An 18,604-nucleotide genomic window follows, 5' to 3' on the forward strand; every position below is an offset into this window, starting at 1 on the left:
AGTAGTGTTCATTGCTTGACCGAACGGTAAAGAAAGAATAAATACTGCTTGACCGTTTTAGCGCAACTCCCTATAGTAGCGCCCCGTTGCCCACCCAAGGTGAGCAGCGAAACAATATGGTGAGGTGTCCGAGTGGCTGAAGGAGCACGCCTGGAAAGTGTGTATACGGCAACGTATCGGGGGTTCGAATCCCCCCCTCACCGCCATATTTAAAGAAGAGCTCGTACGAAAGTACGAGCTTTTTTTCGCATATTGCATCCCGCCAGGGGGGATGAGAACCCCCGACCGGGGGTCGACAACGGGCGCAGCCAGTTGGACAGGCCGCAAACGCAGTGAGCGGACTGCCCCGCAGGGGCGAGCGAAGCGAGTCAATCCCCCCCTCACCGCCATATTTAAAGAAGAGCTCGTACGAAAGTACGAGCTTTTTTTTCGCATATTGCATCCCGCCAGGGGGGATGAGAACCCCCGACCGGGGGTCGACAACTGGCGCAGCCAGTTGGACAGACCGCAAACGCAGTGAGCGAAGCGAGTCCCCCCTCTTCCCCGGTTGAGATTAAAGCCGGAACGCACTGTTCCTGAGTGCGTCCCTGATTAGAACTCCATGATACCGTTTCTGGTTTGACACCCAGCCCGGCCAGCTTTTATCGGGAAAAGGCGCAGAAAATCGTCTTGATGGCATCATCAGTCATAAACCATAAACAGATTTACGGTGCCGCTTACTGGCCCGGTATAATTGACGCCAGCTCGCGCGATCGTCGCTCGCTGGATATAGCGTGCCTGGAAGGTTATCGGCATAAAACTTGCGGATGACGCCGCAAAAATTTTATCCCCCACGACAGAAGTGGCCCCCGAACCATAACTCCCAATATCGACAGCTGACCCGTTGATATCAATATGGTTACCGTTGTATCGCAGCTCAATTTCCAGCCCATCAATTTTATTTCCGCCGGCGGCGTCGTAAAGGCTGAGGTTACCCACCGGAAGTGGCGACGCGCCCGCATCTTCAAATCGCATCCGGACATTCTCCGCCATCCCGTTGCACTCCAGTTCCACCGGAACAGGAACATCAGCCCCAAAAGCGGGGGCCCCCTCTCGGGTAATCGTATCGGCATCCCATATCCCCATATTGACCGTATAATCCGTGGGACGCTGTGAGCTCAGCTTGCAGGTCGGTCGGACCAGCGTCACACCGTTTCCGGAGAGAAAATTCGTATCCGGATTGGTGCCAATTCCTGTCGGCGCAGGATTAACCCAGCTATTAAAGAGATGGCTGACCGAGAGAGGACCATAGCTGGTGACATAACCGGTTTTTATCAGCTCGGCGCGCAGGGAAAGCGACACACTTCTGGAAGGCATATACCAGAAGGTATGACCACCTTCAGTACGTGAATCCATCATTCTGAGTACCAGCGCGGCCATTCCCGTCGTCGGACCAATCAGAGGATACTCCACGCCACTGGCTGCATATTCGGTTCCACTGCTGCCGAATCCAGACATTCTGATGTACGCGGAACTGTTGCCATCACTACCCAGGTTCGGCGAGTCAGATCGCACATAGAAACGAATTCCGACGCCGCCTACTGAAGTATTCAGAATCCCCGACCCGGAGCCTGACAGACCGAAACCTAAACCAGCCAATGCGATATCCGCAGATACAATAGTGATCGATGACTCCACATTCAGGATGTTCAGAAATGAGCTTTCTGTCCCGTTCCCGGTGCAATTCAACATAATCGAAGTATTCAAATCGGCGTAATCCCACGACATCAGAATGGTTCCATCCGGGATAGAATTATCCACCACCACCGGGCGATGTACCGAAAATGGCATACTATCCGGATATGAGTAAACGCAGGTTCCCACAGGTTGCTGAAAAACTTCACTGGCTGGGTGCCCCCACATATAACTTCGTGAGATATGCAACTGCGCCGAAACATCGACTGATAATATGAGCAGGAAAGCGCCCAGCCAGCAGCGGGAGCGGTGTTTTATCCCCTGTACCTGCTCTTCTTTCCCCGCTCTTCTCATTGCTTCAACTCCGCCCGGTATTCTTCACCCGCACCGCCCCAGTCATGGATCCCGCTCCAGGTCACGCTCACGCGGTCAGGATTCACGGAGGCAGGCAGATGGTAACGTTCGCTACCGAACGGCGGAGGCATACGATGACGATCCTCCAGCGTAATCCCCTTGCCAGCCCCCACGCTCAGGCGGGCAAAGCTGACATAATACGGCGTGGGATTGGTTGCTTTCAGCCAGACATCGTTACCGTCTTTCTCAAGACTCCAGCGAATTTGCTTTATCGCATCGCGAGCGCCGGCAGAGCTCAGTCCGTCAGGGCGAACGAAAACTTTGAGCCTGCTGCGCACGGCAATAACCAGCTTATTGGCGCTCCCGGCTTTAGGGGGGATTTCCTGCAGCGATAGCCAGTATGCGGACTCCCTGTCTTGCGTAATCGCCCCCCTCAGAACCACGAGCCGAAATTTCCCCTGTTTTTTACCCTCAAGCTTCATCACCGGCGGTGTCAGCACCAGCGGAAGATCGTGGTCATTCCCCCGAAGATCTTCCAGCCAGGCCTGCACCATATAGGTCTCCTGGCTGTCATTGATAACGTCTACCGCGGTTTCTCTGTCCTGCGCATACGCAACAATACGGGTCAGTTGCGGCCTGACGCCGGCTGTCGCCGAACCGACGAGGAAGACTACCGCCAGAAGGCCGGTAAAATATAGTTTTAACAATTTCATTGCGTTACTCTTTTTTGTGCAGTTTGGTGGTGAAGAATCAGAGACACTCCGCTCTGATTTTTTTATGCCAGTTTTCTGGTTTAAGCTGCTCTTCTGTCGGTGCGGAAAGCGCAATCTGGCACTGCTCTGCGGGCCGCTGGCCCCAGATAACGTTCAGTACCTGCGCCTCACGGGTATCCAGCCCGGTCAGCCAGGCCAGTCCTTTCTGGCCCACGATACCGGCCTCCTCTGCCTCGTTGACTCCGGGAGCGCTTTCGCTGTACACCAGAGCGCCCAGCGGAATACTTTTTCGGCTGTGTATTTCCACGAGCGCTCTTCTGCCCGAGCGGGTGGCAAACCGAAGCAGCACGGCAGCGCCTTCTGAAGGGACGACTTTGCGGGAGGACTCTTGCAACTCAGCGCCATCAGATTCCCCGGTGTCGAGGTTAATCTGGTTGTAGCGATAAGGCGTCAACCAGGTCACCACTGCCCGGCCGGATGAATCGGTCCGCGCATTGTTGATACCGGAAACCCGGATGTTTTCCGCTCCAGGGGTTTCAACAATAGCCACGGTGTTACCCAATGGCGGCGACATAATCCCCCCTCCGCGATAAAGCGTCACCCCTCCGGACATCCCGGCGGAGTACTGGCGGTAATCCCTTCCATGGCTAATGCTTCCGCTGATATTTGCCCTGCTGCCGTTCCAGCCCAGAGATCCTGACTGGCTGTATTCGCCCTGAGTGTCCCGCAGGAGACTGGCCGCATAGCTGAAGTCACTGCCCGCGCTGTTGCCCGCATACCCCAGCGACTGACCGTACTGGTTGTTTTTGTTGCGGCTGAGGCCGTAACTCAGAAAGCCGGCATCGTGCCTTCCGGGGAGCAATACTGATAACGGCAGACTGAGGGAAAGAGTCAGTTGGTTATCGCTGAGACGTTCGTAACGATTGTGCATCAGTGACAGAGAGACGCTGGCCGAACCGACGGTAGTACCCGCTCCGGCACTCAGCGAGGTGTTTTTATTGCCCGTGCCGTAAAAACTCTCCTGGCTGATGGTCATATACAGATTGCCGACAGAGTTCATATTCTGGTTGACGGTCATCTCCACCCGGTTACGTCGGCGTTTTTGCCAGGAAGCCGTGTCCGGAGCATAGCCGTCAATCCAGTTCTGACCCTGACGCGCAAGAAATTCGCTGGCATCCAGGAAAGATTCTGACTGATACTGGTAACCCAGCAGTTGCAGCGATGTCCCGGTAACATCAAACTGGCGGGCATACAGCAGCCTGGCGGCCGTACCTTCGCGCTGGCGGTTATCTCTCCAGGTTTCGATGTGGCGGGCATACGCCACATCGGCAGAAAAAGCCCCGATCGCGCCAATATTCCATGCCGCCCCCGAAGAGAGCATCTGGTAATTTTCAGCCAGCACAGAGGCACTATTCAGAGTGAAATGTTCAAAACCGTATTCCAGAGTGCCGGATAACAGCGCAGGTTCGGATGTCCCGCCGTCCGGACCGCGCCAGGTGCCCGCGGCCAGACTGTAGCGGATGGCGCCGGCACGGATCATGCCCGGCAGGGCCGTGTAAGGAACCCGGAAAGACTGAATCTGCCCGTCAGACTCCTCCACCACGACGTCGAGATCGGCCCCCACCTGAGCGGTATACAGATCATCAATTGCGAATGCGCCAGGCGTCAGCAACGTGCTGTAAATCACCGTATCACGCTGGCGTACCAGCAATCTGGCATTCGTGCGCGCCACTCCCCGGATAACCGGCGCATAGCTGTACTGGTTATCAAGCGACATGCGCTCACTGGTCGCCAGCGAGATACCCCGCAGAGGGATCGCCCCCGCCATCGTGCCGGAGGTACGGGTGTAGATTTCCCCCATCTGCAGGCTGCTGCGCAGGAACGCAATATCGCGTGCAAGATAGGCTCTGTCGTGATTCGATTTCCACTGACTCCTGTCGTTACGGTAAAACGAATCAATACTGTAGAGACGCCATGGCCCGGCATTGCCTGTTGTATTCAGGCTCAACCAGGCACTCTCGGTGGTCGTATCATTTAGCGTCCAGCCCTGGCCGGATGCCCCCTTCAGCCGTGACGAATAAAAATAGCCGCTGTAGGATGAGCGCAGGCTGGGCGTACCGTGATCCCATTCATCCGGCGAGATCATGGTAAAACGCTCGTTGTCCATGGCCTCCTGCGGCACGGTAATGTTCAGCACCTGATGTGTGTGGTCATACTGAACAAAAGCAGCAGGTATTCGCAGCGCAATATCTTCGCAGCGAGAAGGTGCGGAGGTTTGCGCTTCAGACGACCCCGCCGTATCCTCTTCGCGGGTTATCCAGCCAGAATACTGGCTGACTCTGACGCCAAAGGATTTCAGCTGACGGTATGAAAGACAGGGGATAACTTTGTTATTACCATGACTGACGAAGTCAATTTCTGTCTTCGCGCGTGCGCGATCGTTTATGACGATATCTGTCAGTTTCCTCCCGGGTATAACAGGGTCCTGGTACATAAAAACATCCTGAGATACACCGTTTTTATCGCGCCGTAAAAACGCTTCCTCAAAATCGTTTCCGGCAAAAACACTGACGCTGAAACTACTGAGAAGCACCGGGAAAACCATCGACATCAGAGATAGCCGACTCTGTGGTTCTTCCGTGTGAATACAGCGCAATAAAAAACGATACATATAATGATATTCCCTGGTATAGCGCGGTAAAAACCAGATACTGTCGTTATCCGGAAAAAGCCGGTCGCCCGGCTTTAATCGCAAATAAAACAGTTATTCCGTATTATCAGAAATAGGAAATCACGTAGTCGGCAACGCCTGTAACAGGACCGGGGGTGACCGCTGTGCTGAGGGATTTGTATGCCGCCAGATAATTAAGCGTGATCGGCCCCGGAGCGCCAGCCGCCGCAGGGAGCGCGGCACCGGGGTCAAGTAATGTGCCACCGTTCAGATGAATAGGCGTACTTTGTGCCGTCAGAATCGCCACGGCCACGTCGTCTGCACCGGAAGGAGCGGTATTGCCCATTACCGTATTGTCTCCGGCAGCCGGAGAGGCGGTAGAAAATGTTGCGCGCACGCTGTTCAGCGAACCGGCAGCCTGACATCCGGTCAGCTGGATGGTGAATGCGGTATGCCCGGCATATGTACCGGCCCCGGCATTCAGCGTGTCGGCTGATACCGGAGGAAGGTTAACGGTTGCGGTAAGACCAGCACTCCCTCCAGCCGGAGCTGCCCCTACAAGAGTGGTACAGGCGCTTGCGGTCACAGTCCCGTTAAAGTTGATGGTACCGTCGGCAGCGTTTGCATTGGCTGACAATCCCCCCACAATCACGAATGCGGAAATTATCGCTTTATATAAAGTATTTTTTTGCATACAGGTCCCTTTACTACATCATTATGAATAATATTCACCCGGTGACAGATGATGTTGAGATGGCGGTGCTTTAGCTTTTGTTACGTTATGCCTCCTTAATAATGTCAATATGTCTCTGCAGAGAAGGACTTCATGATCCGTCGTTCCGGTAAGACCGCACTTCTTCAGTAATGCCGTTCGCTGGTAGTAGAGTTTTTTAGCCGTCCAGCCTGTCGTCATGACCAGTTCATTAATTGTTTTACCCGATGTAAGAAATCCGATTGTTTCTATATGCTTATCGGTAATATTTCTTTTAGGATATGCGGCGGTTTCCATTCTCTTCAGGAGAATAAAGAAAGCATCTTCTGTTACAGTACTATTCAGGACCCAGGGTAATGAACCCGTAGTTTTTTCAGTCACCGTAAAAAACGGCATAAATAATATCCGGCCAAATAATACACATGACAACTTCAATACATTCTGCCGCAGAATAATATCATGCAGTGCACAAACCAGCACATCACCGGGTTTCAGATGACCATTGATATCACGCATCAGCTCCAGCGTAGACTGTTCACAGCTGTAATATATAAATGCAAACAATCCCTTCCGGTTAAATAGTCCTCTAACTCCCAGGAGAAAATATAAATTATCTGACACAATATGATATCTCATCTTCTCTCTGTATATTTAACGCACACGAAGTCAACGTGTCAGACAGACCAGACACATTCAAAATTGTTTAGTATTGTTTTCTTACACCTTTATTTAAATCATAGCACCAACATTTTTCCTAACAGTTTTTAACTCAAATCAACATGGATTTTGATAGATAAAACAAATCACTTCACAGCTTATAAACGCTGTTGCATTTTCGAACAATGATTAAATATTAAGTTTTCCCCGTTATTTTTTTGAGGAAAATTCTTAAAAAGGCACAAGACAGAAAAAAGATAACTCTTTGTTTATGCAATTTATTATAAAAATCACTTGATTTGAATCAATAAAAAATCATTAGCAGCTTTAAATAAAATAATGACCTCCCCTGTTGTTCAGAATACGTAATAAACCACTTTCCTGCAGACCTTCTCAGATATGATTCGCGCTGAATCTTAGAAAAAAATCTCGTCACTACAGTAAATTGCCAACGCCAGCATAGGAATATTCCCCAATTTCTGCTGGATTAATTAATGTAAAGTTAAATAAATTATCGTCAATTTATCCACCATATTTATAAATAAAGTCAGATGACAATCATATGCACCCCATACAGACAGAAACTAAACGATACAGGAAAAATCTCAAAATCAACGGAGCTATCAAATTCAAAGTTTCGATAGGTTAAACCTATTAAATTCTACTTCACCGATCTTTTTATTAGCAGCCATGCAACATCAGAAAATTTAATAGCTATATAATTCAATGAACTTCGCTTCAGGAATAGGGCACCATCAAAATAGTTTGCATTGTAAATTATAATGTTTGCAATATTTATTAAACAAACTAATTTATCTCCGTTTTAATTCCGTTTAAGTTATAAATCAGGTCAGATTGCCGTCTGAACGAGGCCGGATCGCAAGAAACGGCATACCCGACAGTATGAGTGAAGGCGTTCAGGCAAGGACTGTTTCATCACCGCAGAGATAAGGTCTGCTGTCTGTGCAGTACCTGAGGAGACTCAGCAAAGGGTCTACAAATGCAGAGAGCGGTATCAATGACTCAGGGAAAAAGAAGCTGATGCCGGGACGTTGACACAGACGTTGACACTGACGCTGACGTTGATGCTGATGCTGATGCTGATGCTGATGCTGATGCTGATGCTGATGCTGACGCTGAAGCGCCACAAAATAGCAGGAGTCCGGTAATGATAAAAAATCAGACCAATGATGTGCGAGTGAGGGAGTGAGGGAGTGAGGAGTATGCAATCATCGTTACTGCATCAGTAAACACGGTGAGGCTGGGACAGTCGCATCCCTTGTCCGAAGACACGATTATGCCCTCTGGCATCTCAACTTAGCCTTAGCAAACGGTTATCCCCGCAGAATAACAAGCATAACCATTCAGATTCATAAATTGAAGATTCATAAATGAAGACCGCTAGCGCTATGCCTGCTTCTTCATCGATTCCTTATTCTCGTACTGCTTCATATCAGCACTGCGCAGTGCCTCAATAATATTGGCTCCTGCAGAAACATGATATCCCCATGAAACAGAAAATATAATATCTGAATCAAACTCCCGTAATTTATCATTAATGCGGGCAATGACTTTTTCTATCTCGATATTATCAGGTTCTAAAATAAGCACACAAAACTCATCGCCTCCCAGACGGATCAATTTATCCTTATTCTTGCGAAAAACCTTAACCAGCGTTTGAGCCAGAAAGACTAATGCGCGATCTCCGGAATCATGGCCAAGTTGATCGTTAATGGTTTTAAAGTTATTGCAATCCAGTACCAGTACACCAACACGTTTATCTGAGAGACGGCTATTCGTAGTGTATAACTCTAAGTAACGTCGGTTATAACATCCGGTCAACGGATCTGCATAGCTATCGCCCTTGAATACCACCATCATCCGGTATATATATAACATCAACAGCAGTACAAGGATATAAACCACAAATGAAATTAGAAACGTCGTAATGTTATCAATCAGGATAATAGAAACGGGATATGCGTAACTCACCTCATATTTATGTGAAAAGTTAAGCCTGACGTTTGTACTAAACAGACGACTCACCCCATAAGTCATCTCTGAATTTTTGAGTCTGTCCCTGACAATCATCTTCACATGGTTACGCCACTCTGGCTTTATTCGGTCATAGATGATTCTTTTTAAATCATCCTGAACAAAATCTTTAAACACATAACCGATTATATCCACCCCTTGTGCATCGTTAAAATTGTAAACGATACTACCGACTGAGATCACTTTCTCCCCGGTATTAAAATCATCATAAATATCCGTTCTGACATTATAAGTCCAGGATAACGTCTTATTTTTCATCAAAGATAAAAAATCTTTTGTATGGAAGTAATCAATATTTTTAAAAATATTCGATTCCGTATAGTTTTTATTAAATACTGGAGTTGAGAAATAAATATACGCCCGGTCTTTCGGAATGAAATAGACCAGTTGATTATGCGATTCTCGCTCATCTCTGCGAAACTGATAAATCTCATCAAATAAATGTAGAAAATTAAGCGTTTCGCAGCTTATCTGCTTATTTTTAGACTGTAATGTCCCATATAAGTTCGCTAAACCCTGCCGCTTGTCTACGTTAATCCCCCAGACATTTAACACAGAATTATATTCTAAAGGAAAATAACAATCACTTTTCGCAGACCGAGGGTTTCGCTGTTGATTCAAATAGCTCAAAGCCAGTGATAAATTATCATCGGTGTAGGTTTCATTAAGTATTTCCAGCCTGGCATCATAAAGATATTCTTTCATTACCTCCTGGACATTATCATACTGCATATGAAAGAAAATTACGCAAAAAGAAACATAAAACAAAGTCAACATTGCCACTATCATATATTTAATGCTAACATCATTTTTTATATTCATTTTCACACCAAAGGATCACGTATTTTCTGTCAATGAGTAAACGCCCTACCCTTTCCCGTTATCATTATAGTCCATATAGAGGAAATCAGCATGTATTTAATTAAGCATAAGAAAATGCTGTCTCCGTTTACAGAAACAGCATTTATCTGCGACTAGTTAATAAACATTATTTGAAAACTTCAGCAATCGCATCAAAATTCGGTCCATGTTCCCGGGCGGCGATAATGACATAATATTTACCACCTTTCTCATCGGCGAGCTGCGACAGCTTTTCATGAAGATCCATCGGTGATGAAATCTGTCCGCCAGAGGCCGCCACCGTAATATTATCGATATATTCATATTTAAAGTGATGAGCTTCATCTTTAGAAATCAGCATCGCCGCCGATGCGTTCATAGAAACTAAACCTACAACAGCAATCAATCCAGCCAGGGTCTTTTTCATAGCCTACTCCTTTAGTTAAGGTACTCACATCGGTGATAGTAATGACATTTCCCGGCATAAAGTTGTTGTAGATCAATACTTATCAATCACAGCCGCGTCTTTACTTTATGTTTATTGTGTCAGGCAGAAAAAATATATATCTATACATATCCTGAAAAAAACTTCGCCATGTAAAAAAGAAACCTACGTAATATGAGTGATAAAAAGGAAGAAAGCCATTCCGACAAAATCAAGCGGCCATTAGTTAAAATTTTATTGCCTGTTAAAAAAGCTCACAGGCAGGATAACTAACTGATATCTCTCAGCTTTGAAAGCCAGTGTATGATTATGTAATGTTTAGCAAACATCATTATTTTTCATTGCCAGCCATTCAAAATCTGCAATAATCATATTCAGTTCAAAAAATACATTTGTTCACATTCATATAAGGATATTATATGGAATGGAAAGTTACCGATGTATTAGTTTTCCCCCGCAGCAAAACGTGTCTGGCCGTTTGTGTGTCGCTAAAATCATTAAAGCTCGTCCTGTGGTATCATGGAGATTATTTTTTAAATACTGGAAGTGTACTAGAGATAGACAATAACGAATATATTGTTAATGGCAGGCAGCAGGAGCTGGATATTTTCAAAATCACCCCCTTTATGCCGGAGCAATGGCATCAGTATTTAAAGCCACATGGCTGCAGCGGCATGACTAAAAGTACAGAGAAATGTATGCACATAAAAAAATGTGCTTTTATCCTGTGTCCGTTTGGGACCAGAAAATATCTCACCATCTAGTCCTGGCCATTGGATTATGTGATGCAGTAATTATCACCGGATAGCGGGTTGTCTTTTGCTGGCGTTAACCGGCGCTTTCCCTGTCGCCTGGATTAATCCCCTGTCAAGGGGGTTCGCCCTGCCCAGGCAATAACAAAGATGAGACAAAAGCGCGTACCGCCTCACCTTCTGCGAAAACTCGTCGCCGCCGCGTATTTTCGCCTGTTGCTCCCTCCCCCCGGCGGCAGCGCAAATGCCTTTTCCCGGGGCGATATTCTTGCCCCGTCCGGGCTACCCTGACCCTTTGCCCCGCTTTGCCTGTAGATTGCGGCCGCCGACAAACTTATACTTGGCGCACAATTTTCACTCTAAGGTCTGGACATGACGTTCTCTTCTCCACTTAACAAACGCGACGTAACGCCGGCGAAAGCGATGGTCGCGGCGATCAGCGGTTACGCAATGGATGGCTTTGATCTGCTGATTCTGGGCTTTATGCTCCCCGCTATCAGCGCTTCGCTGGCACTCAGCACCTCTCAGGCCGGCTCCCTCGTCACCTGGACGCTGATTGGCGCGGTACTGGGCGGGATCTTTTTCGGCCATCTCAGCGATCGTCTGGGCCGTATTCGCGTCCTGACCTTCACGATCCTGATGTTCTCGGTCTTTACCGGCCTCTGTGCGATTGCCCAGGGGTATTGGGATCTGCTGGCCTATCGCACCCTTGCCGGTATGGGGCTCGGCGGCGAATTCGGTATCGGCATGGCGCTGATTGCCGAAGTCTGGCCCGCCCATAAGCGTAACCGCGCCTCGGCATGGGTTGGCATCGGCTGGCAGCTTGGCGTTCTGCTTGCCGCCTTTATCACCCCTCTCCTGCTGGATATCATCGGCTGGCGCGGGATGTTCCTGGTGGGCCTGCTGCCCGCGCTGGTCTCATTTGCCATCCGCCGCGGCATGGGGGAGCCTGACGCATTTACCAAAGATATCGCGGTCACTCAGGAGGTCTCCTTTACGGCCCGGCTCAGGATGCTGTTTGCCGATCGCGCCACCTCGAAGGCCAGTATCGGGATCCTCATCCTGTGCTCGGTACAGAATTTTGGCTACTACGGCCTGATGATCTGGATGCCCAGCTATCTCTCCTCCAGCTTTGGCTTTTCACTCACCAAATCAGGACTCTGGACGGCGGTCACCGTCGTGGGCATGACTTTCGGTATCTGGTTGTTCGGCGTGCTGGCAGACCGTTTCGCCCGCTGGAAGATCTTTCTGCTTTACCAGGCTGGCGCGGTGGTGATGGTCATTGTCTACGCCCAGCTGCGGGACCCGACCCTGATGCTGTTTACCGGAGCGGTAATGGGTATGTTTGTTAACGGGATGATTGGCGGCTACGGCGCGCTTATCTCTGATACCTATCCGCTACGGGTCCGCGCTACGGCGCAGAACGTGCTGTTTAACCTTGGTCGCGGCGTCGGTGGTTTTGGACCGCTGGTGATTGGGCTGTTCGTCAGCCACTGGTCGTTTACCGCCGCCATTACTCTGCTGGCCCTTCTCTACCTGCTGGACATTTTCGCCACCTTATTCTTACTGCCGAAAACACAGGGCAGCGAAGACGCGCTGGGCGCGATCGGCTGATCCCCGCGCTCCAGATAAGCAAAGCCTGAGTCTCCCCAGGCTTTGCACACCAGATAGCGATCAGTAGTAGGCTTTCAGCGTTCGTTGGCAGAGCATCGAACGGACGCAATCATCGGCGGTAAAACGCACAATACCGATCATTTCGTCTTCCTCAAAACGCGCCAGCGCATCGACCAGCCCGGACTTCACGCCAGAGGGTAAATCACACTGGGTAATGTCGCCGTTAACGATGACCGTCACGTTTTCCCCGAGGCGGGTTAAAAACATTTTCATTTGCGCAGCCGTCACGTTCTGGGCCTCGTCCAGAATCACCACGGCATTTTCAAATGTACGTCCGCGCATATAGGCGAACGGCGCGATTTCCACCTTGCCGATTTCCGGCCGCAGGCAGTACTGCATAAAGGAAGAGCCCAGTCTCTTCACCAGCACGTCGTACACCGGTCGGAAATAGGGGGCAAACTTCTCGGCGATATCTCCCGGTAAGAAGCCGAGGTCTTCGTCGGCCTGCAGAACGGGACGGGTAACAATAATCCTGTCCACATCTTTATGAATCAGGGCTTCGGCTGCCTTCGCTGCGCTAATCCAGGTTTTTCCGCACCCGGCTTCGCCCGTTGCAAAAATCAGCTGTTTATTATCGATGGCATTCAAATAATGCGCCTGAGCGTCATTGCGCGCTTCAATCGGCGATGCGTCGCGGCTATCCCGCGCCATGCCAATTGCTTCTACGCCACTCATTTGCACAAGCGATGTGACCGATTCTTCTTCGCGCTGCTTATGGCTTCGCGAATCCTGTCTCAGCACACGTTTGGCCTCACGACGAGCTCTGGTCACTGCTTTTTGTCTTCCCATGGATAGCACCTTGCGTTGTTGGTTTACATCACACGCGCCACGATCGACGCGATTATGCGCACTAACGATTGAGGTTTGGCTTCCTTGTAAGCCATTGCTTGCCTGACGAATTGGCAGAGGGTCACGGCTACGCGCACCGGTAACCTTGCCTGGGTTCGAATTTTTGCTTGTGGATAGGGATAAGTCTGGGGAGCAGGAATCACGGCCGGGAGTGCGGCCCCCGTGCTGAGGAGTACGGTATGAGGTTTGACGTTTTCCGTTACAGCAATCGGGCATTCGCGATCTCCATAGTGAAACGACATCACTGCCGGGAACTACCGCGTCTGTAATAAGTACATCAAAAATAATTCTTAATGCAACTTATTTCTTACATATAGACAACAAATAGTTCTCATTGCAGCTGCAGAGAGTTTCCGACTATAAGATTACAGAAAAATGAAACAAGGCAGGAAATACAAAAAAAGAATGGAAAAACAGCAGAAACGCCCTGCCCTTTCGGGCAGGCACGTCAGGCTTCGAGCAGAGATTGCGCCAGGTAGTGCTGGCTATCGATAACGCCCGGTAACACAAAGAAGTAGCCGCCGCCGATAGGTTTGACGTACTCCTCCAGCGCTTCGCCGTTAAGGCGTTTTTGCACCGTCAGGAATCCCTTCTCCAGGTCATGCTGGTAGCAGACAAACAGCAGTCCCATATCCAGCTGCCCGGAGTTGGTCACCCCCAGCGAATAACTGTAGCCACGGCGCATCATCAGACTGGACTGCGTCTGCGGCGTACGCGGATTCGCCAGCCGAATGTGGCTGTCCAGGGCAATCATATCGCCGTCAGGATCGCGGCTGTAATCCGGCACGTCATGTTCATGCTGCATGCCCAGCGGCGCGCCGCTGTGCTTATCCCGACCAAAAATGGTCTGCTGCTCTTTCAGCGGGGTGCGATCCCAGAACTCCACGTGGAACTGGATGATACGCGCCGCCTGATAGCTGCCACCGGTTGCCCATGCCGGCTCGCCCTGGCCGGGGGTCACCCACACCACGTCATCCATCAGCGCCTTATCGCTGCTGGCCGGGTTCGCGGTGCCATCTTTAAAGCCCAGCAGGTTAACCGGCGTCTCTTTGCCTTTACTGCGCGCGGCGCTATCGGAAATAAACCCTTCGCGCTTCCAGCGCACGCTGAGCAGATCCGGCGTGTGTTTAATCACATCGCGCAGCGCATGGATAACCGTATCCTGAGTATTGGCGCAGATTTGCAACAGCAGATCGCCATGGCAAAGCGCCGCATCCAGCGCATCGTTGGGGAAGCGGGTCATCTTTTGCAGCTTTTTCGGCGCCTTGTCCGCTAATCCATAGCGCTCATCAAACAGCGAATGGCCCAGCGAAACGGTGACGGTCAGGTTATCCGGGGAGATCCACGGCCCGAGGATCCCCGAGTCCATCGGCGGCAGACGCGGATTTGGCGTGTCCGGCGCCGGCCCGCCTTTGGTCAGAAAGGCAATGCGCTGAGTCAGCAGGCGAAACAGTCGCTCCAGGTCAGCTTTATCGCTGGCCAACACATCAAAGGCCACCAGCATCATCGATGCCTGCTGCGGCGTCAGCACGCCGGCCTGGTGCTGGCCGTAAAAAGGCTGCGCCTCAGCACGCGCGTCCGGCGACAGCGCCCCCGGAGAGCTGTTGCCGGACACCGCGTGCGCCACCGGACAGCCGCCGGTGATAGCCAGCGCGCCGCCAAGCGCGCCGATCCCTTTTAATAACCGACGACGTGAAGGTTCATTCACGTCAAATTGTTTGTGTTCTGCCATCGACTTAGTCCAGTCCAAGGATCCCGCGCAGTTGAGCCAGATCTTCCGCCAGCGTGGTGATTGGCCCTTTCAACGCATTACGATCCGCATCCGTCAGCTTGTCATAGGTTTCGAAGCCGTCTTTAGTGCGGTATTTACTGAGGATCGCGTCAACTTTCTTGAAGTTAGCATCCACTTTCGCCAGCAGCGCGCTGTTCTCTTTTTGCAGTTGCGGACGCAGCAGGTCGACGATTTTCTGTGCGCCGTCGATATTAGCCTGGAAGTCCCACAGATCGGTATGACTGTAGCGATCTTCCTCACCGCTGATTTTGCTGGCCGCGACTTCTTCAATCAGGCCCGCCGCGCCGCCCACCACTTTCGACGGTGGGAACGCCAGTTCGCTGATGCGTTTTTGCAGTTCCAGCACATCGCTGTTCAGCTGGTCGGCATACTTTTCCATCCCCTTGACGCTGTTATCGCCAAACAGGGCTTTTTCCAGACGGTGGAAGCCGGTGAATTTCGGGTCTTCGGCTTTTTTCTCATAATCGTCTTCACGGGCATCAATGCTGCCGTCCAGATCGGAGAACAGCTCGGCGATCGGTTCAATGCGCTCGTAGTGCTGGCGCGTCGGCGCATACAGCGCTTTCGCTTTTTCAATATCGCCCGCTTTCACCGCGTCGGTGAAGGCTTTCGTGCCGCTAACCAGCTGGGCGGTTTCCGCCGTAACGTAGGCCTTATAGGCGGTAATCGCCTCGCCAAGGCTCAACACCGCATTGGCTTTCGCCGCATCTTTGGTGGCCTCGCCGGTGACAATCAGTTTGCCTTTCGGGTTGGTCAGCAGACCGCAGGTCATGTCATATTCGCCCGGCTGCAAATTCGCCGTCAGCTTTTGCGTAAAGCCTGGTGCAATATTCTCGCGCTCTTCCACCACCATCACGCCTTTAAGGATCTCCCACTCCAGCGCTTTCTGACTGTGGTTCTGAATAATGAACTGCGTTTTCCCCGCTTTCACGGTGACGTTCATCGGCTCACACTGCTTGTCGTTAACGGTCACTTTTACCTGCGGGATATCCGCAGCCTGGGCGTAGAAAGCAGAGCTGAACAACGCTGCGACGGCAAGCTGCAGCGCATTACGGCGAAAATGAATCATCATGATCATCCCTTTCGGTAAGTATGTGGTAACCATAGTCCTGCGGCGCCCTACTTAAGCGGAGCGGTACGCGAGGTTGCTGTATTGCTACGCGGCGGCAGCGCAAACAGCACCAGCGCCGGAATCAAATAGATAAAGTAGACTGCCACTTCACTGACGGTAGGCGTCTCCTGGTAACCGAAGATCCCTTCCAGCAGCGTGCCGAAAAGCGTGTGGGTCGACAGCACGCCGCTCAGATCAAACGCCACGTCCTGGAAGTGGTTCCACAGCCCGGCTTCATGGAAGGCGCGAATTGCCCCGGCAGCCAGCCCGGCCGCCACCAGCAGAATGAACAGACTGGTCCATTTGAAAAACACCCCGAGGTTAAGGCGGATCCCGCCCCAGTAAAGCAGGAAGCCGAGGACAATCGCAGTCGCCAGCCCCAGCATCGCCCCGAGCGGCGGCCAGATCCCCACATCCTGCTGGAAGGCCGCCAGCAGGAAGAACACCGACTCCAGCCCTTCCCGCGCGACGGCGAAAAAGACCATCATCACCAGCGCCCAGCCGTGATGATTACCGCGCTGTAGCGCATTATCCACCGCCTGTTCCAGCTGCTGTTTCACGTTGCGCGAGACTTTACGCATCCAGAAGACCATCCAGGTCAGGATGCATACCGCCACCAGCGCCACGATGCCTTCGAACAGCTCCTGTTCACGCTGGGGAAACTCGCCGGTGGTTTCGTTGATAAAGATCCCAAGGCCCAGGCACAGCGCCGCCGCCAGGATAACGCCAATCCACATGACGCCAATCCAGCTGCCGCGCTGGGTGCGTTTGAGATAGCTGGCAATCAGGCTGACAATCAGCGCCGCTTCCAGCCCTTCGCGTAACATAATGAGAAATGGAACAAACATGCCAACACCCTTCAATGTGAATCGCAGTCAGTGGATGCAAAGATAGGTAAATATTTCTGATAGTGATTATCATTACAATAATCAGAAACACAAGCGAAATATAGAGAGATCAGTGACGAGTTGTAAATTAATCGCTATAAAATAATTACTTAGGGGATTATCTGTCTTCACCACGCTCAAGCGTTTTTTTCACTGCAGATATTTACCCGCCAGTGCGGCTGTGGCTAAATAGCGGCCTTATTGACCTGCGAAAAGAACAACATGACACAATTCTTGCACTTCCTGCTGGCGCTGGCGGTTATCCTCGGCCTTGCCTGGCTTGCCAGCTATGACCGACAAAAAATCCGCGTTCGCTATATTATCCAGTTAATTATCATTGAAATTGCGCTGGCTTTCTTTTTTCTGCATGCCGAAAGCGGGCTGTGGATAGTTAAAAATATCTCAGGATTTTTCACTTCGCTGCTCGGCTTCGCCGCCGAAGGCACCAACTTTGTATTTGGCGGCATGAGCGAAAAAGGGATGGCGTTTATTTTCCTTGGCGTACTGTGCCCGATTGTCTTTATTTCGGCGCTGATCGGTATTCTCCAGCACTGGCGCATCCTGCCCGTGTTCATCCGCGTGATAGGTACCCTGCTCTCCAAAGTCAACGGCATGGGGAAACTGGAGTCCTTTAACGCCGTCAGCTCGCTGATTCTCGGCCAGTCGGAGAACTTTATCGCCTACAAAGGCGTGCTGGGCGACCTCTCCTCCCGCCGGCTGTTCACCATGGCGGCGACCGCGATGTCAACGGTGTCGCTCTCCATCGTCGGCGCCTATATGAGCATGCTCGACGCAAAATATGTGGTCGCGGCGCTGATCCTTAATATGTTCAGCACCTTTATTGTGCTGTCGATTATTAACCCGACGCGCCCGGGTAGCGAGGAAGAGATTAAGCTGGAGAAGCTCCACGAATCACAAAGCTTCTTCGAAATGCTCGGGGAATATATTCTTGCCGGCTTTAAAGTGGCGATGATTATTCTGGCGATGCTGATTGGTTTTATTGCCCTGATCAGCGCCATTAATGCCCTGTTCGCCACGCTATTTGGTCTGAGCTTCCAGCAAATTCTCGGCTACGTTTTTTATCCGCTGGCCTGGCTGATTGGTATTCCGCTCAGCGATGCGTTGAACGCCGGAAGTATTATGGCCACCAAGCTGGTGGCCAATGAGTTCGTGGCGATGATTGAGCTGCAGAAAATTGCTGCCGGTATGACCCCGCGCGGACTGGGCATCCTGTCGGTCTTCCTGGTCTCTTTTGCCAACTTTGCTTCGATCGGTATTATTGCCGGGGCCATTAAAGGGCTGAACGAAAAACAGGGCAATATTGTTTCCCGCTTCGGTCTGCGTCTGGTGTTCGGCGCCACGCTGGTGAGCCTGCTCTCTGCCAGCTTCGCGGGGCTGGTGCTGTAACCGGGGAGACG

General features: G+C 50.9%; 14 protein-coding genes and 1 tRNA gene. 4 read left to right on the forward strand and 11 right to left on the reverse strand.

Annotation, left to right across the window (positions count from 1 at the left end):
- The first annotated feature begins 118 nt into the window (after positions 1 to 118).
- Positions 119 to 206: transfer RNA gene (locus Electrica_RS15925), tRNA-Ser, on the forward strand.
- A gap of 475 nt (positions 207 to 681) precedes the next feature.
- Here Electrica_RS15925 and Electrica_RS15930 read toward each other — a convergent pair.
- The 7 genes from Electrica_RS15930 to Electrica_RS15960 all read right to left on the reverse strand — a co-directional run bounded on the left by Electrica_RS15930 (position 682) and on the right by Electrica_RS15960 (position 10,103).
- Positions 682 to 2,028, reverse strand: coding sequence for a fimbrial protein (locus Electrica_RS15930; protein WP_141964937.1), 1,347 nt, complete (start codon positions 2,026 to 2,028; stop codon positions 682 to 684).
- Entirely contained in the window at positions 2,025 to 2,741 is a 717-nt protein-coding gene (locus Electrica_RS15935) for a fimbrial biogenesis chaperone (RefSeq protein WP_141964938.1), read from the reverse strand. The genes Electrica_RS15930 and Electrica_RS15935 overlap by 4 nt, the downstream gene beginning before the upstream one ends.
- Before the next feature lie 37 nt (positions 2,742 to 2,778).
- Positions 2,779 to 5,235 carry a fimbria/pilus outer membrane usher protein gene (locus tag Electrica_RS15940; protein WP_266095167.1) on the reverse strand — a complete coding sequence of 819 codons (2,457 nt, stop codon included), beginning with the start codon at positions 5,233 to 5,235 and terminating at the stop codon, positions 2,779 to 2,781.
- Between the two features lie 283 nt (positions 5,236 to 5,518).
- The gene (locus Electrica_RS15945) at positions 5,519 to 6,106 is read right to left on the reverse strand and encodes a fimbrial protein (RefSeq protein WP_141964940.1); all 588 of its coding nucleotides are present in this window, start codon (positions 6,104 to 6,106) and stop codon (positions 5,519 to 5,521) included.
- Between the two features lie 21 nt (positions 6,107 to 6,127).
- The gene (locus Electrica_RS15950) at positions 6,128 to 6,640 is read right to left on the reverse strand and encodes a hypothetical protein (protein WP_131050017.1); all 513 of its coding nucleotides are present in this window, start codon (positions 6,638 to 6,640) and stop codon (positions 6,128 to 6,130) included.
- A gap of 1,548 nt (positions 6,641 to 8,188) precedes the next feature.
- Positions 8,189 to 9,541, reverse strand: a complete 1,353-nt coding sequence (locus tag Electrica_RS15955; protein WP_167686243.1) for a GGDEF domain-containing protein — start codon at positions 9,539 to 9,541, stop codon at positions 8,189 to 8,191.
- A 283-nt stretch (positions 9,542 to 9,824) separates the two neighbouring features.
- The gene (locus Electrica_RS15960; RefSeq protein ID WP_100685710.1) at positions 9,825 to 10,103 is read right to left on the reverse strand and encodes a YdgH/BhsA/McbA family protein; all 279 of its coding nucleotides are present in this window, start codon (positions 10,101 to 10,103) and stop codon (positions 9,825 to 9,827) included.
- Between the two features lie 437 nt (positions 10,104 to 10,540).
- On the opposite strand from Electrica_RS15960, the gene Electrica_RS15965 reads away from it, so the two are divergent.
- Positions 10,541 to 10,885 (forward strand): hypothetical protein, encoded by a 345-nt coding sequence (locus Electrica_RS15965; RefSeq protein WP_131048437.1) that lies wholly within the window; start codon positions 10,541 to 10,543, stop codon positions 10,883 to 10,885.
- 360 nt (positions 10,886 to 11,245) lie between these two features.
- Positions 11,246 to 12,487 carry an MFS transporter gene (locus tag Electrica_RS15970; protein WP_141964942.1) on the forward strand — a complete coding sequence of 414 codons (1,242 nt, stop codon included), beginning with the start codon at positions 11,246 to 11,248 and terminating at the stop codon, positions 12,485 to 12,487.
- A gap of 60 nt (positions 12,488 to 12,547) precedes the next feature.
- Here Electrica_RS15970 and phoH read toward each other — a convergent pair whose 3' ends face one another.
- From phoH to efeU, 4 genes are all read right to left on the reverse strand, one after another.
- The gene (phoH, locus tag Electrica_RS15975; protein WP_191119242.1) at positions 12,548 to 13,336 is read right to left on the reverse strand and encodes a phosphate starvation-inducible protein PhoH; all 789 of its coding nucleotides are present in this window, start codon (positions 13,334 to 13,336) and stop codon (positions 12,548 to 12,550) included.
- A 508-nt stretch (positions 13,337 to 13,844) separates the two neighbouring features.
- Positions 13,845 to 15,128: an iron uptake transporter deferrochelatase/peroxidase subunit gene (gene efeB / locus Electrica_RS15980; protein WP_131048434.1), complete on the reverse strand. Its 1,284-nt coding sequence runs from the start codon at positions 15,126 to 15,128 to the stop codon at positions 13,845 to 13,847.
- Positions 15,129 to 15,132: 4 nt separating this feature from the next.
- Entirely contained in the window at positions 15,133 to 16,260 is a 1,128-nt protein-coding gene (gene efeO, locus Electrica_RS15985) for an iron uptake system protein EfeO (RefSeq protein WP_100685715.1), read from the reverse strand.
- 47 nt (positions 16,261 to 16,307) lie between these two features.
- Positions 16,308 to 17,147, reverse strand: a complete 840-nt coding sequence (gene efeU / locus Electrica_RS15990; RefSeq protein WP_100685716.1) for an iron uptake transporter permease EfeU — start codon at positions 17,145 to 17,147, stop codon at positions 16,308 to 16,310.
- A gap of 261 nt (positions 17,148 to 17,408) precedes the next feature.
- Here efeU and Electrica_RS15995 point away from each other — a divergent pair, with 261 nt between their 5' ends.
- Positions 17,409 to 18,593 (forward strand): NupC/NupG family nucleoside CNT transporter, encoded by a 1,185-nt coding sequence (locus Electrica_RS15995; RefSeq protein WP_141964943.1) that lies wholly within the window; start codon positions 17,409 to 17,411, stop codon positions 18,591 to 18,593.
- Positions 18,594 to 18,604: the final 11 nt, after the last annotated feature.

Source organism: Klebsiella electrica, assembly GCF_006711645.1.
Classification (GTDB): Bacteria; Pseudomonadota; Gammaproteobacteria; order Enterobacterales; family Enterobacteriaceae; genus Klebsiella; species Klebsiella electrica.

Excerpts from the sequence above, each read along its gene's own strand:
- Electrica_RS15950 (WP_131050017.1), bottom strand. The coding sequence starts at position 6,640 with ATGCGTGATATCAATGGTCATCTGAAACCCGGTGATGTGCTGGTTTGT.
- Electrica_RS15940 (WP_266095167.1), bottom strand. The coding sequence starts at position 5,235 with ATGTACCAGGACCCTGTTATACCCGGGAGGAAACTGACAGATATCGTC.
- Electrica_RS15955 (WP_167686243.1), bottom strand. The coding sequence starts at position 9,541 with ATGAAAGAATATCTTTATGATGCCAGGCTGGAAATACTTAATGAAACC.
- Electrica_RS15970 (WP_141964942.1), top strand. The coding sequence starts at position 11,246 with ATGACGTTCTCTTCTCCACTTAACAAACGCGACGTAACGCCGGCGAAA.
- efeU (WP_100685716.1), bottom strand. The coding sequence starts at position 17,147 with ATGTTTGTTCCATTTCTCATTATGTTACGCGAAGGGCTGGAAGCGGCG.
- Electrica_RS15945 (WP_141964940.1), bottom strand. The coding sequence starts at position 6,106 with ATGCAAAAAAATACTTTATATAAAGCGATAATTTCCGCATTCGTGATT.
- Electrica_RS15935 (WP_141964938.1), bottom strand. The coding sequence starts at position 2,741 with ATGAAATTGTTAAAACTATATTTTACCGGCCTTCTGGCGGTAGTCTTC.
- phoH (WP_191119242.1), bottom strand. The coding sequence starts at position 13,336 with ATGGGAAGACAAAAAGCAGTGACCAGAGCTCGTCGTGAGGCCAAACGT.
- efeO (WP_100685715.1), bottom strand. The coding sequence starts at position 16,260 with ATGATGATTCATTTTCGCCGTAATGCGCTGCAGCTTGCCGTCGCAGCG.
- efeB (WP_131048434.1), bottom strand. The coding sequence starts at position 15,128 with ATGGCAGAACACAAACAATTTGACGTGAATGAACCTTCACGTCGTCGG.
- Electrica_RS15995 (WP_141964943.1), top strand. The coding sequence starts at position 17,409 with ATGACACAATTCTTGCACTTCCTGCTGGCGCTGGCGGTTATCCTCGGC.
- Electrica_RS15965 (WP_131048437.1), top strand. The coding sequence starts at position 10,541 with ATGGAATGGAAAGTTACCGATGTATTAGTTTTCCCCCGCAGCAAAACG.
- Electrica_RS15930 (WP_141964937.1), bottom strand. The coding sequence starts at position 2,028 with ATGAGAAGAGCGGGGAAAGAAGAGCAGGTACAGGGGATAAAACACCGC.
- Electrica_RS15960 (WP_100685710.1), bottom strand. The coding sequence starts at position 10,103 with ATGAAAAAGACCCTGGCTGGATTGATTGCTGTTGTAGGTTTAGTTTCT.